Origin of the sequence: Micromonospora sp. NPDC049171, from assembly GCF_040648275.1 — a bacterium.
Classification (GTDB): domain Bacteria; phylum Actinomycetota; class Actinomycetes; order Mycobacteriales; family Micromonosporaceae; genus Micromonospora.
The window spans coordinates 174,728-187,089 of the sequence record NZ_JBEZDJ010000016.1; the positions used below are offsets into that span (position 1 = coordinate 174,728).

Consider the following 12,362-nt stretch of genomic DNA (forward strand, 5'->3'; position numbering starts at 1 on the left):
CCGGCTGCTCCGGCCCGGGACGATGGTGCGTGGCCACGCCGGGGGCGTCATGATGCGTGGTCCTGACCCCGATGCCCGGCATCGCGATCAGGACCGCAGCCCGGGTCCTGCTCGACCGGCGACGGGTCGATCCCGCCGCGGACTCACAGAATCGTTGTCAGCACACCTCCGTCGATGCGTACCGCCGATCCGTTGATGGCGGACGCGGCGGGACTGGCGAGGAAGGTCACGGCGTTTGCGATCTCACTCGGTTCGATGAAGCGTCCCAGGAGGGAGGTCTGGTTGGCGCCGATGATCGCCACCTTCAGGTCGTCCTCAAGGAGGGATTGGGCATCGGCCAGCGACCTGACCGTTTCGGCGACGCCAGTGGAATAGGTGGGGCCGCCCAGCACCGAGTTGACGGTCACCGCAGTGCCCTTCGTCAGCTTCGCCAGGCCGTTGCCCACTGCGAGCATCGCCGTCTTCGACGTGCCGTAGTGAATCATGTCGGCGGGAATGTTGACGCCCGACTCGCTGCTCACGAACACGATCCGGCCCCACCCCCGGTCGAGCATTGCCGGCATGAGGTGCCGCGCGAGCCGGACCCCGCTGAGTACGTTCACCTCGAAGTAGCGCCGCCACTCCTCGTCGGAAATGAGGTCGAAAGGTTTGAGCTCGAAGAGCCCGACGTTGTTGATGAGAATGTCGACGCTTGGCAGTTCGTCGCACAGCCTGTCGACGTCATCGACAACCGAGAAGTCCGCTTGGATACCGGTGAGGGATACGCCGGGCACCTCCCGGCGCAACACGTCGACAGCCTCGGCCAGCTTTGCCGGGTCGCGGCCGTTGAGGACCACGTTGACACCCTCGCCGGCCAGGGCCTTCGCGGTTGCGTAACCGATGCCTTGACTGGATCCGCTGATGAATGCGGTCTTGCCGCTGAGCTGCAGGTCCACGTGCTGTTCTCCTCGTGAGTGGTCGCCGGTTGGTGCACCTGCCGGACATCAGCGGGTGCTTCCTCTCGACCTTGCCGCAGACCGATGAGCATCTGATCAGCACCGCGTCAGTGGCTGGCTGACGCTGGTGTGGTCGGAGCTGCGCGGAACGTCCCGTCTCGGGGTTTCTGGGTCTGCCGTACCGGTCCGTGGTGTCGACCCACCCACGCGCGGGCGCTCCGGACGGCGGCTGCCGATCACATTGTGGGTCGGAGCCGTTGTGCACGACGCCGGTTTGGCCGGATCGATCATCCCTCGTCCGCCGTCGCCTGGGACCACCTCGTCGCTGGATCAGGCGGTGTGGTGCTGGCCGTTGACCGGAGGGGTGATGGTGCACCGGCTTGCCGCGTCCAGCCGGGTGGAGACGCTTTCCGGCAGCTCGAACGCGAGGCCGGCGAGGTTGGCGCTTAGGTGCTCGGCCGAGCGGGGGCCGAGGACCACAGACGTGATCTCGGGCCGGCTGCGCAGCCAGGCGAGCGCCACGGTTGGCGGGGTCGTTCCCAGTTCGGCGGCGACGGTGGTGACGTCGTCGACGATGTCGAAATGTCGCTCGGCGAGGAGACCTGTCACGAAGGCGCGTGCCATTGGGCTGGGCATGGCCGACCACTCGGCGAGTCGGGATCCGGTGGTCGGCGCGGTGCCGCGCTGGTATCGACCGGCGAGCAGGCCGCTGCCGAGCGGGCTGTAGGCGAGGATGCCGAGCCCGTGTTGCTGGCAGGTGGGCACGATCTCGGCCTCGATGGCGCGCGTGATCAGGGAATAGTTGGCTTGCAGGCTGATGAAGGGTGTGCCGCCGACGCGTTGCGCTGCCCACTGGGCGCTGACGATGCCGGCGGCGGTGAAGTTGGAGCAACCGACGTAGCGGACCTTGCCGGAGCGCACGAAGCCGTCGAGCGCTGCCGTGGTTTCGTCGATCGGAGTGTCCGGGTCGGGCACGTGGCACTGGTACAGGTCGACGTAGTCGGTGCCCAGTCGGCGCAGGCTTGCCTCCAGGGCGCGAGTCAGGTGGGCGCGGGACAGGCCCCGGTTGTTGGGTCCGGCGCCTTGCGGTGCCGCCCCCTTGGTGGCCAGGACGACCTCGGAGCGGCGGTGGGCGATGGCCTGGCCGACGACCTCTTCGCTGGTGCCACCTCGGTAGGTGTCCGCGGTGTCGATGAAGTTGTGGCCGGCGTCGAGGAACTCGCCGATGACGCGGTGGGCCTCGGCGGCCGGCGTCGGTGCCTGCGGGTCGGTGCCGAAGTTCATCGTGCCCAGGCAGGCCCGGGAGACGTGGAGGCCGGATCGGCCCAGTGTCACGTACCGCATGCCACCCCTCGTACAATCGGAATCAGTATTCCGCTTGAAGATGCGGAACCTGGATTCCGCTCGTCAAGGGTGCTCGACCGGAGGAGGCCGGCATGATCCGCTCGGATGCGGCGCGCAACCGCGCGAAGGTGCTCGAAGCGGCCGAGATCGTGCTCGGCGAGCAGGGACCGACCGCCCGCATGGACGAGATCGCCCGCCGAGCCGGAGTGGGTGTCGGCACCGTGTACCGGCACTTCGCCACCAAGGAAGCCCTCTACGCGGCAATCGTCTCGGCGCGGGTGGACCTGCTGCTCGACGAGGCCGCCCGGTTGCACGCCGCCGCGGAGCCAGAGACCGGGTTCTTCACGTTCTTCGCGCAGGTCGTCGCGGACGCGGCGGGCAAGAAGACCCTGACCGACGCGTTGCGCAGCGCCGGGATCGATGTCAAAGCAGAACAGGCAGGCCAGCGTACGCGGATGCGCGAAGCGCTGGCAGGCCTGCTGCGCGACGCCCAACGCGTCGGCGCCGTACGCCCCGACGTCGACATGCCCGAGATACTCGCCCTGCTGCGGGGCGCCAGCATGGCGGCGGAGACCGGTGACTACTCCGGCCCCGTCATCGACCGGAGCCTTGCCGTTCTGTTCGACGGCCTGCGCCCGCTCGCGCCCCCTGCACCCCCGCCAACGGTGTAACGCACTCATCGGCAGTTCCCGGTGCCTGCGGCGCGTCACCGCGTGGATGGTCTTGGTGTGGACGCTGCGGTTTCGGTCAACCATCTCTGCCGGGGGTGGCGGATCCTGGTCCCGGGGCGGCACGGGGGCGCTTGTGGACGCGGACAGTGTCGTGCCGGCTGGGGGTTCGCTTCCGGCCGTTGGGTTGTACCGCGATCGTCGAGGTTGCCCGCACGCAGCCGGCGCCGGGACGGCGTGGCGCGACTGGCGACGCTCGTTGGCCTCACCCGCTGACCGGACTGTCTGGACCCGCGACGGACGGCTGACCTCGGCGTCCTTCCATCTTGTGTCGTCGAAACGGGCCTGCGCATTGCCAGTTTCCAAGGATGGCCGCAACAGACTGATGTCTGCCTTCAGTAACCGTTCGGACAGCGGGCGACAGTCGGGAGAGGACACACGGTGCGGTTTCCATGTGCGATCTGGGCAGCAGAACGGCCCAAATAGTTGACTTCGGAGCACACCTGAACTCCTTACGGTGATCATCCCCGCTGTCGACTATTGAGGATCTGCATGAGCATCGGTATCGAGGCACCCGAGAATCAGCTGTCCATACCAATCGAATACGTGCCCGGCGTGCGCGGCCACGCAGTCCTGGCTGTCGGCCCCGACAGCGCCGGTAGCGAGGCCTTGGCGGCGTGGCGCCTCGGCCCGACCGGACTGGCCGGCGGAGCATGGGTGATGTCGTTCGACCAGATCGAACGGGACCCAGAGCAACTTCGCCGAATCATGTGGAATGTGCAAGACCGATGCCTGATCGACTGGAACAGCCAGACTCCCGTCACGGTCCTGGAGAGGATCGCCGACGTCATTCCGGCCGAGCTGCTCTCCAGGCTTGCGGACACCGTCCTCACCATCCCTGAGCTTCTCGAAGAAATCAGCACACATCGGTCCGCCTACTCCGCTGCCGTGGAGCAGCACCGGACGCGCGTCAAATCGAAAATTGCACCGCTCGCTTGGGCCACCCAAATGCCTGACCAGGAGCACCTGGGCACCTGGGCGATCAGAGACCGGTCCGCCACTGCCTCCCCGGTCGCGGCGGCGGCGCTGGCGGTGACTGCCGCAGTCGCAAGAACTGCCCAGCTGTGGCAGGACACCGAGCAGGCGCGCTACCGACGCACCTACCTGCGATCGCTGGGTGAGCCGCAACCGCTGCCGCCTCTGTGGCTGGCGCAGCTGCGCAAAGCCGCCCGTAGCAACTCCCCGGCACAGGTGTAGGAGGGCCACCATGTACGCAGTTATCGACCTTGAAACCACTGGTCTTCGCACCAGTTGGCACGATCGGATCGTCGAAGTTGCCGTCGTGCACCTAGATGAGAACGGCCGGACCACCGACGAATGGTGCAGCCTGGTGAACCCGAAACGTGACCTCGGGCCACAACACATCCACGGCATCACGGCAGCGGAGGCGCGGACGGCACCGGACTTTGACCAAGTCGCCGGGCACATCGCCAGCCTGCTGCGCGGCCGGGTCCTGGTCGCGCACAATCTGAACTTCGACGCGCCGTTTCTGCACGCCGAATACCAGCGCATTGGGATCGACGCGCCGGTCCGGCAGGCACCCGGCCTTTGTACTATGCAGTTGGCCTCGCATTTTCTACCGTCGGCCGGCCGCAGTCTGGGCGACTGCTGTCGGCTCGCCGGACTGCCGCCGCACCAAGCGCACTCGGCCCTGCATGATGCCCGCGCCGCCGCGCAACTGTTGAGCTACTACCTTCGAGCGGCCGGTAGCCCGCCCCCGTGGGCTGCCACCGCCACCGCAGCTGCCGGGCTCCGGTGGCCCACGATCTCCGCCAGCTCTGTTGTGGCCGTCCAGCGTCGCAAGGCTGGCCATAGGCAACAGCACTTCCTCGCGCGGTTGGTCGACCGCCTGCCCCGGTTGCGCGAGCTTGAGGGAGACGCCTACCTGGCCCTGCTCGATCAAGTGCTCCTCGACCGGCATATCTCGGCGACAGAAGCTGACGCGCTCGTCGCCACGGCCGAGACACTCGGGCTCGCTCGCGTCGACATTGAGCACCTGCACCGAGGCTACTTGACGAGTCTTGCGGGGGTGGCGCTCGAAGACGGTGTCCTGACCACGACCGAACGGTACGACCTGGATGGGGTGGCCGAACTGCTCGGCCTGCAACGATCAGATGTCGAGGAGGCGTTGGCAGCCGCAGCTACCGGGATTCCAGGCCAGCGCCGCCCCGACGAGTGGCGGCTACAGCCGGGTGATCGGGTCGTCTTTACCGGTGCCATGGATCCGCCGCGCAGTGAGTGGCAGGAGGAGGCACGAGCGGCGGGCCTCGCCGTTGGTGACACCGTCACCAAAAAGACGCGGCTTCTCGTCGCCGCTGACCCGGACACCATGTCGGGTAAGGCCGTGTTGGCCCGCAAGTACGGCATCCCGATCGTGCACCCCGCCGCCTACCAGAACATGCTGGCCGGGCTCGTCGTCGGCGCGTCTTAGGGTGTGAAGGGGCGATGCCTTCGGGACATCAGTTTGTACATGGCCGTACGCAAGCAGCGATCACCCGGGAGTTCGTCCAGTGCTGGAGCCATCGATACCAGGTGAGCCCATTGGAACGTGAGGTGCTCGATGAGGTTGGGCCCGCCGTTGCCAAGCGGGGGTACTACAACCGCGGTGACCTACGGAAGGTGGCCCTCTGGAAGAGCCCTCGGTCGACCGGGTACATCGACCGTAACGGCGATAGCGACATCGAGGACCTGACACGCATTGCGCTTGCGGCACCGGAGCGGCTGCGGCACCGACTTCTCTGTCTGCTCGACGGTGTTGGCGTGCCGATCGCGAGCGCGCTCCTCACAGCCTGCGAACCATCGGTCTTCACGGTCATCGACTACCGGGCGATTGACACGCTACGAGCCCACGGTGAGCTGAGCCAGAGGCCGAGCTACACCTCCTACCTGCAGGTATGCAGCGAGTTGGCCAAGCGCCTAGACACCGACCTACGAACCTTGGACAGGGCTTTGTGGCAGTGGAGCAAGGAGCAAGACAAGGCATCGCAGTAAACCTGGAAAGTACCGTAGGCCCACGAGCGGAGGGATAGCGCAGACGGCAAGCGACGGCACGTGGCGGTCGTTCGGCGGCCGACTAGGTGCTCTCGCCGCCGCCGATTGGTGCGAGAAGGCTACGAACGGCACCGGCATGGGGATCTCCGAGGGCATCGAGGATCTGTAGTGCCTGCTGCCAACAGCGTTGCGCGTCTTTGTGCTGGCCGGTGGCGTGGTGAGCGTCGCCGAGGGCTGCCAGGGTGAGCCCTTCGCAGCGTTGGTCGTCGAACCTGCGGAAACAGATCGTCTCATCGCGGCGGCTCGGCGGCGACACGAGCAAAACACGCCCGTGCCCGCACGGCACTGCGTACGGCTGGATCGGTCCTGGCGTCCCGCGCGGTAACCCGATTGCGCGGTGCTGCGTCGCGGGGCAGCATGGCCGGTCGACCTGACGAGAGGCGACCATGACCCGGACGTTCCTGCAGTCGGATGAGTTGCACGACTTGGTGGCGGAGCAATTCGGCTCCAACAGCCGACTTGCTGGGCTGGATCGGCTGACCGGCGGCAGCAAGAAGGGCGTCTACAGGCTTGGCCTCGACGACCAGACAACCGTGATTTTGTATGTGTGGGCGGCGGGCGAGAATTACTGGCCACCGTCGCCGACGATCCCGGACGACCCCTTCACCGACGCGTCCGGTGCGGAACTGTTCGCCGCCAGCCACGCTGCACTCGCCGCTGCCGGGGTGCGCATACCGCGTCTGATCATGCTCGACCGCGACGGCCGTTACCTCGACGCCGACATCGCGCTGCTTGAAGACGCCGGCGCGCTACGGCTCGAGGCGCTGATGGAACGCGATCCCGCAGCCGCCACCGCGCCGCTAGCTACGCTCGGCGACGCCTTGCGCCGCATGCACACCACCCTCGGCCCGCACTATGGCAAGCTCGCGGCTATCACCCGGGGAGAGGCCTCCCAGACTCGACGCACCGAGGACATCATCGTGGACCGGGCGCTCGGCCACCTGGACGCAGCAGTGGCCCGCGATGCGCGGCTGGCTGAGGCGCATCGCCGGATCGCCGCCCATGTGCATCACCTTCGTGGCAGGGTGGCGCCACGACAGACATACGCACTGGTGCACGGTGAGCTTGGACCGGATCACGTACTCGTCACGCCGGCCGGCGAACCGGTCATGATCGATTTCGAGGGTTTGGCCTACTTCGACGTCGAATGGGAGCACGCCTGGCTGCAAATGCGCTTCGGCGAGGCGTATCCAGCGCTGCGTCCGGTCGATCTCGATCCTCACCGGCTGGAGCTCTACCGGTACGCACAGGTGCTGTCGCTGATCGAGGGTCCGCTGCGCATCGCGGACACCGACTTCCCGGATCGGCAATGGATGCTCGACCTAGCCGAGTGGAACATCGCCAAGGCACTCGCCGCAATCTGATGCCTCAGCGAGTTGGTGGCATCAGACGCCACCGTGTACGGGGCATCGGCCAGGTTGACGTCGAGCCCGCCGCGCGGCGCGCTGCCAGGGCCGGAATAGTCCGTACACCGCCGGCAAGGCCCTGCGCGTACTCGCCGGTGTGATTCGGCCTGAGTCGACTGTTACTCGGCTTCGACCTCGGTGCGGTAGACGGTCAAGCCGCGGCGCTGATAGTTGCGCAGGGCATTCGGATGGTCCAACGAGCTGGTGTGCAGCCACACCCTGCGTACCGTCGGAGAGCCCACGGCCGCACTGTCCCAGGCTTGCCGGATGGTCAGGGTCAGCGCATGGCCACCGAGACCCCTCCCGACGAATGCCGGCATCAGCCCGAAGGTGGTGATCTCCACGTCTCCGCCAGGCTGGGGTTCCAGATTCGCCACCCCCACGGTTTCGTCGTTCAGGGTGATGAACCGGTACTGGCGCAGCGGATGCAACCGCGTCAGCTCCTGCCACTCTTCGTCCGTGCGGAATGCGCTCCGCCACCCGTAGGGCGCTCCGACCTGCCCATTGATGGCCCGCACGAGCGGCAGGCCACCGTCGACGCGCCGGAGGAGAAGGTCCGGCACCACCGTCCCCGGTCGCAGGTCCTCGGCGCTGTTCATCTCCAGGTAGGTGACAACCTTCGCCATGCCGGCAGGCTATCCATCGTGTCGAGCAGGCGGTACGGGGTTTCCGGGCAGGTGAGATCCGGGCATGTACGTCGGCACTGCTGGAGGGGAGACGGCAATGCTGGTAAGCGGTTATCTCGGCGCGGTGCTCATCGGTGCCCTCGTCGGCCTGCTGGGCCGGCTCATCCTGCCGGGAAGGCAACGGATCGGCGTCTTCGCCACGTTCGTCCTCGGCGTCGGCTCGGCGGTGCTGGGCGCGGTGGTCGCCAGGGCGCTCGACATCGACGACGGTGCCAGCGTGAAGGTGTGGGTGCTGCGCTGGGACTGGGTGGTGCTCGCGATCCAGGTCGGCCTCGCGATCGTCGCCGTGGCCCTGGCGAACATGCTCACCTTCACTCGGCTCGCCGGCGGCGACGACAAGCCCCCTCGGCGGGCTCGTCGCAGCCGGGCCAAGGGCTGAAGAAGCTCACGACCGGAGCACGTCAGGTGCCCAGTCTGGCCAGGATCTCCCGGGCCATGGCCTGTTGGGGATCGCGACGGCCAGTGCCGTCGAGCAGGTGGAGGGCGCGAGTGAGGTCGGCACGGGCCTCGGCGACGAATCCCAGTTCGGCTCGGGCCCTGCCCAACTCGAAGTAGAGGTCGCCCATCATGATCGACTCACCCCGTTCGAGTACGACCGGCAACGCCCGTTCGGCCGCCTCCAGCGCCTGCGCCCAGTGGCCGTTGAGGTTGTGTGCCTCGGCCAGGCCGCTCAGGGCACCGGCGCGGGCGCCAAGGTCCGCCCGGGCAGACACCGGGCGACGGTCCATTTCGACAAGTGCCTGCTGAAACTCGTCGATGGCCTCGTCGGGACGGCCCATGATGACCAGTGCGAATCCGATGCCCTGGAAGATCTGTACGTACCCGTCGTGGTCACCGGCCCGGTCGGCCAGGTCACGGGCCTCGCGAAGGGCCCACACCGACTCGTCGAGCCGGCCTAGGCGCCGCCAGGCCGCCGCGGCGAACTGCAGTGCCCAGCCCTGCCCCTCCAGGTCACCGATCGCCTCGGCCATCCGGTAGGCCTCCATCGCCACCTCGGCGCCTTCCTCGGTACGGTCGGCGCCATAGATCGCCGCCCACGCGAAGCCGTTCATCTGGGCGATGTGACTGCGCCGGTCGGGCAGCGCGGCCGCAGCCGTGCGCGCCAGCCCATACACCTCGTACCATCCGAGCCACAGGACGCTTGAGTCGGAGTACCAGTGGACGGCGTCAGCGACACGGACGACCAGCTCATACCGGCCGTCCTCGGCTGCGACGCGGAGGGCGGCGAGCCAGTTGTCCGTCTCCGCCCGCAGCCAGGCACCGGCCTCCTCCAACGTGGCCAACGGCACCAGACCGTCCCAGTCATCAGGCAACGCACCGTACGCGGGTTCATACCAACGGCCCGCGACGATCGCGGTCTCCAGCAACCAGTCGGTCATCCGCCGGGCGGTCGCCGTACGGGTGGCCGGGGACTCCTCGGCCGACAGCCGTTCGCCGGCGTAGAGCCGGATCAGGTCGTGGAACCGATACCTGTCGACGCCCTCGGCCTGCAGCAGACCCAACTCGACAAGCTCATCGAGCCGTTCCTCGGCCTCGAACACCCCGGTCTCGGTCAGCACGGCCGCCAACGGGGCCGCGAAGTCGACACCCGGCACGTGGGCGAGCCGACGAAACAGCAAGGCCGCCGGGCCCGACAGTTGGGCATGCGACAGCGCGAACGCGGCCGCCACCCCGGTGTCACCGGCGGTCAGAGCCGCGAGCCGGCGGTCCGCGTCGACGAGTCGGTCCACCAGCTGGTCGATGGTCCACTGCGGACGGGCGGCAAGGCGGGTGCCCGCGATCCGCAGCGCCAGCGGCATGTGGCCACACAGCCCCGACACCAGCTCGACCTGTGCGACGGCGGCCGGGTCCGCGGCCTGCGTGGCGATCGCCGCAAGCAGGCTGGCCGACTCGGCCACGGCCAGCGGCGGCAGCCCGACCCGCACGACGCCCTCCAGGCCGCCAAGTGCCCGGCGGCTCGTCACGACGACCAGGCACCGTCCCCCGGCCGGGAACAACATCCGTGCCTGCGTCTCCGAACCGACGTTGTCGAGGACCAGCAGGCAGGGCCGCTCCCGCAGCACCGCCCGTAGCTGCGCCGACCGCTCGTCATCGGTGTGGGCGATCTGGCTGGGACTGACGTCCAGCGCCCGCAGCAGCCGACGAAGAGCCTCACCTACCGGCAGCGGTACGGCGTCCGTGCCCCGCAGGTCCAGGAACAGCGCGCCGCCCGGAAAGCTGTCGCGCAACTCCTCGGCCACCCTCACCGCGAAGGCGGTCTTACCCAACCCGGGCGGTCCGTGCACCACCAACACCGGCGGCGGGCCATCCCCACTGGCAGCCCGCCCGGCGGTGGCCCGGGCGATGGCCAACTCGGCGTCTCGGCCCACGAAGTCGCCGACCCCGCGCGGCAGCTCGCACAGCCGTGGTCGCCCGGCGGCACTGGGCGAGCGGGCCGCCCGCACGACCGCCACCAACCCGGCTCGGCCCTCGTCGTCCAGGCCCAGGCCATCAGCCAGGGCGGCGAGTGTCCTGGCCTGCGGAGTACGGCTGTGCCCACGCTCCATGTCGCTGATCGCGCGAGCGCTGACCTCGGACGTCTCGGCGAGTTGCTCGATGGTGAGACCCGCCGCCCGGCGCAACGCCCGCAGATGCTCACCGAACGACAGCACAGGCTCGATCATCTCGAGATGATAGGTGCCGCTGAAGGCGGTTTCGTGTCCCCGAGGTCGTCCGCCGCGGTGGTCGCGATCGGCCGCTGCCCGCGTACCTCGATGGTTGTCCTTCCCGGGGTCGCGCCGGCACGCCTCCCCCCAGCGGCCGGACGCGGTGGGTGCAGCCTCGGGAGGGTGTTACCGCGCACTCTCCGGGGGTCGTCCAGCAGACGGCGCCTACTCGCAGAAGACCCGCACGGTGGCATCGGGTGAATCCACCTCAACGGTCACCTCGTCGAGGTGCTCCACGAGCGCCTCCAGTTGCTCGGGCTTGAGCTGCGTCAGGTCGATCGGCACACCCGAGTCGCTGAGGGAGGCATTGGCCTTGACCAGGGCCTGCGGCGGGACCAACGCCGCCAGTCGTACGCCAGCGCGCAGCAGTTGCAGTGGCACCCGCACGTTGACCCGCGACGGCTCGCCGTTGTCGGTGGCGTCGACAAGCACCCGCAGGTACTTCACCTTGCCCTTCGATCGGGCGTCGAGGCTCGCCGTCGCCGGTGCCTGGTCGCGTTCGAGTGCGGCGATGAGCTGCTCCGCCTCGTCGGCGGTGATCTTGCCGGCGGCCAGCATGTCGAGGATGTCCTTGCGTTGTTCGGTCATCAGAACCTCTCCTATCGGATAGCCACGAGCACGGCCGAGTGGCCCTGCGCGATGTCGAAGCGGGTGCCGGGCAACGCGGAGACGACACGCCAGGCGGCGCCGAGTGCCCGCAGCACGCCGATGCGGAACACGACGCAGGCCACGATCGCCGCCAGCACGACCAGGACCACGACCGGGAAGAGCACGAGCACCACGGGGAGCACCGGAACCCAGAAGCGGATGGGCCGGCGGTCCGGGCGGTCGACCCGGACGGTCACCAACTGCGGCATCACGGCCGGCCGTCCAGCTCGGCCAGTGCCTGCTGGGCGGTGATCTCACCGCGGCGCAACCGGTCGATGATGTCGGCTCGCGAGGGCGCCGGATCGGTCTCGACGAAGTCGAGCATCTGCGTGATCCGGTTGAGTCGTGACTTGATCGTCGGGTAGCTCACCCCGAAGATGCGTTCCATCTCCTTGATCGAACCGTGGCAGCGCACGAACGCCGTGACGAAGACCTGATCCTCGACGTTGAGCTGAGCCAGTTGCGGTGGCTCGAACTCGCCCTCGATCGCGACGCCGTTGCTCGCCAGGCGCACCCGCTCGACGACGAACGGCTGCCCTCGCGTCAGGCTGGTGAGGTCCTGCCAGTCCATCGCCTGATCTGTCATACCTGAATTTGTAGCTCAGAAATCCTTAAGTTCCAAGAGGTTGATCTTAACTTTCTTAAGATTCTGCCGGTGGTCGGTGGCGGAGTGGGGCGGAGCACGCGGGCGGTCCCATCCGGAGATGGGCAGGTTTGGGCCTGTTTCACAAGGACTGGCCGGCCTGCGGCGGGCCCGGACGACTACCGGCGGCGTTGCGGTTTCGTCCGGATACGACACCGGTATCCGGACGAAACCGCGCCTTGCCGGATCGCCGCCCGGACTCCGCCTCGGCTCGAC

13 protein-coding genes are annotated in these 12,362 nt (G+C 68.1%); 6 read left to right on the forward strand and 7 right to left on the reverse strand.

What is annotated here, in order from left to right; translation table 11 throughout:
* Positions 1-143 precede the first annotated feature (143 nt).
* Together AB0B14_RS21285 and AB0B14_RS21290 are read right to left on the reverse strand one after the other, a co-directional pair.
* Positions 144-935 (reverse strand): SDR family oxidoreductase, encoded by a 792-nt coding sequence (locus AB0B14_RS21285; RefSeq protein ID WP_357523708.1) that lies wholly within the window; start codon positions 933-935, stop codon positions 144-146.
* Positions 936-1,265: 330 nt separating this feature from the next.
* Positions 1,266-2,279 (reverse strand): aldo/keto reductase, encoded by a 1,014-nt coding sequence (locus AB0B14_RS21290; RefSeq protein WP_357523710.1) that lies wholly within the window; start codon positions 2,277-2,279, stop codon positions 1,266-1,268.
* A 92-nt stretch (positions 2,280-2,371) separates the two neighbouring features.
* Between AB0B14_RS21290 and AB0B14_RS21295 the strand changes: the two genes are divergently transcribed.
* The 5 genes from AB0B14_RS21295 (at position 2,372) to AB0B14_RS21315 (ending at position 7,422) form a co-directional block, all read left to right on the forward strand.
* Positions 2,372-2,950 carry a helix-turn-helix domain-containing protein gene (locus AB0B14_RS21295; protein WP_357523712.1) on the forward strand — a complete coding sequence of 193 codons (579 nt, stop codon included), beginning with the start codon at positions 2,372-2,374 and terminating at the stop codon, positions 2,948-2,950.
* 549 nt (positions 2,951-3,499) lie between these two features.
* The gene (locus AB0B14_RS21300) at positions 3,500-4,204 is read left to right on the forward strand and encodes a DUF6218 family protein (protein ID WP_357523714.1); all 705 of its coding nucleotides are present in this window, start codon (positions 3,500-3,502) and stop codon (positions 4,202-4,204) included.
* A gap of 10 nt (positions 4,205-4,214) precedes the next feature.
* Positions 4,215-5,438: an exonuclease domain-containing protein gene (locus AB0B14_RS21305; protein ID WP_357523716.1), complete on the forward strand. Its 1,224-nt coding sequence runs from the start codon at positions 4,215-4,217 to the stop codon at positions 5,436-5,438.
* 110 nt (positions 5,439-5,548) lie between these two features.
* Complete coding sequence (locus AB0B14_RS21310; protein ID WP_357523718.1) at positions 5,549-5,998, forward strand: hypothetical protein; 450 nt, start codon at positions 5,549-5,551, stop codon at positions 5,996-5,998.
* A gap of 446 nt (positions 5,999-6,444) precedes the next feature.
* A complete protein-coding gene (locus AB0B14_RS21315; RefSeq protein ID WP_357523720.1) occupies positions 6,445-7,422 on the forward strand; it encodes an aminoglycoside phosphotransferase in 978 nt (325 codons plus the stop codon).
* A 161-nt stretch (positions 7,423-7,583) separates the two neighbouring features.
* Here AB0B14_RS21315 and AB0B14_RS21320 read toward each other — a convergent pair whose 3' ends face one another.
* Positions 7,584-8,090 (reverse strand): GNAT family N-acetyltransferase, encoded by a 507-nt coding sequence (locus tag AB0B14_RS21320; RefSeq protein ID WP_357523722.1) that lies wholly within the window; start codon positions 8,088-8,090, stop codon positions 7,584-7,586.
* Positions 8,091-8,187: 97 nt separating this feature from the next.
* On the opposite strand from AB0B14_RS21320, the gene AB0B14_RS21325 reads away from it, so the two are divergent.
* Entirely contained in the window at positions 8,188-8,529 is a 342-nt protein-coding gene (locus AB0B14_RS21325) for a GlsB/YeaQ/YmgE family stress response membrane protein (protein WP_357523724.1), read from the forward strand.
* A gap of 22 nt (positions 8,530-8,551) precedes the next feature.
* Here the strand turns inward: AB0B14_RS21325 and AB0B14_RS21330 are convergent, their stop codons facing one another.
* From AB0B14_RS21330 to AB0B14_RS21345, 4 genes are all read right to left on the reverse strand, one after another.
* Complete coding sequence (locus AB0B14_RS21330) at positions 8,552-10,813, reverse strand: helix-turn-helix domain-containing protein (protein ID WP_357523726.1); 2,262 nt, start codon at positions 10,811-10,813, stop codon at positions 8,552-8,554.
* A gap of 207 nt (positions 10,814-11,020) precedes the next feature.
* Complete coding sequence (locus AB0B14_RS21335; RefSeq protein WP_357067153.1) at positions 11,021-11,443, reverse strand: hypothetical protein; 423 nt, start codon at positions 11,441-11,443, stop codon at positions 11,021-11,023.
* Positions 11,444-11,454: 11 nt separating this feature from the next.
* Positions 11,455-11,712 carry a hypothetical protein gene (locus tag AB0B14_RS21340; protein WP_357067151.1) on the reverse strand — a complete coding sequence of 86 codons (258 nt, stop codon included), beginning with the start codon at positions 11,710-11,712 and terminating at the stop codon, positions 11,455-11,457.
* Complete coding sequence (locus tag AB0B14_RS21345) at positions 11,712-12,089, reverse strand: DUF2089 domain-containing protein (RefSeq protein ID WP_357067149.1); 378 nt, start codon at positions 12,087-12,089, stop codon at positions 11,712-11,714. The genes AB0B14_RS21340 and AB0B14_RS21345 overlap by 1 nt, the downstream gene beginning before the upstream one ends.
* Between the last annotated feature and the right edge of the window lie 273 nt (positions 12,090-12,362).